General features: G+C 66.4%; 1 protein-coding gene. It reads left to right on the top strand.

The window, feature by feature from the left end:
* Positions 1 to 381, top strand: a 381-nt coding sequence (locus tag SB822_RS55305) for a hypothetical protein (RefSeq protein ID WP_410858873.1), incomplete at both ends; no start/stop codon positions are given.

The following is a 381-nucleotide window of genomic DNA, read 5'->3' as shown; positions in this document are numbered from 1 at the left end:
CGGTCGATGGCCGCGACGCGGTCACCAGCAACCCGGACAACGAATTCGAGTACGCCGGCCGGGTGTTCTTCGAACCATTCAAGAACGATGCCAGCGCATGGTCGGGCCTGGGCTTCGCCATCGGCGCCAGCATTGGCGACAAGGACGGCGTGGGCAACAACTTCCTGCCGCGCTACCGCACGCCGGGCCAGGTGCAGTTCTTCAACTACCGCAGCACTGTCGCGGCGGATGGCCGCAACCTGCGCTGGTCGCCGCAGGGGTACTACTACCACAACGGTTTCGGCTTCCTCGGCGAGTACATCGTCTCGCAGCAGGAGGTGGCCCTGGGCGCCGATCGCGCCGACCTGAAGAACCAGGCCTGGCAGGCCACCGCCAGCTACG

Origin of the sequence: Paraburkholderia sp. SIMBA_054, assembly GCF_046534875.1 — a bacterium.
In the GTDB taxonomy this organism is placed as follows: Bacteria; Pseudomonadota; Gammaproteobacteria; order Burkholderiales; family Burkholderiaceae; genus Paraburkholderia; species Paraburkholderia hospita.
This window is presented reverse-complemented; position numbering and strand designations above follow the sequence as displayed.